This is a genomic window from Streptomyces sp. A18 (genome assembly GCF_059026065.1).
Genome location: NZ_JBWLKL010000158.1, coordinates 1 through 464 on the forward strand (window position 1 = coordinate 1; position 464 = coordinate 464).

1 pseudogene is annotated in these 464 nt (G+C 67.5%); it reads right to left on the bottom strand.

Going from position 1 to position 464, the window contains the following annotated elements:
* Positions 1-2: 2 nt before the first annotated feature.
* A pseudogene (locus AC5P1C_RS43955) lies at positions 3-333 on the bottom strand (MerR family transcriptional regulator).
* Between the last annotated feature and the right edge of the window lie 131 nt (positions 334-464).

Below are 464 nucleotides of genomic sequence, written 5' to 3' on the forward strand. Positions count from 1 at the left end.
CTTCAGCCGGCCGATCCTGCTGTTTCGGCGGCATCGCGGTACCGGACGTTGATGCGCTGGGCTTCCTCGAGCTGGTCCTCAAGAATGACGATGCGGCAGGCGGCCTCGATGGGGGTGCCCTGGTCGACGAGTTCGCGGGCTCGGGCGGCGATCCGCAGCTGGTAACGGGAGTAACGGCGGTGCGCCCGCGGAGCGCAGCGGGGTGATCAGGCGGGCTTCGCCGATAGCGCGGAGGAAGCCCTGGGTGGTGCCGAGTATCTCGGCGGCCCGGCCCATGGTGTACGCGGGGTAGTCGTCGTCATCGAGACGCCCGAACGAGTCGTCTGCCGTCATTACACCTCTCTATGGAACGGTTGGAACGCGTGGAGGGGCCCGGGCGCTGTATCTGCACCCGGGCCCCGAAGGAACTGCTACACCATCTGCCGACCCTGATCCTGCGTCGGCCTTCTGTTTCCGCTGACCCG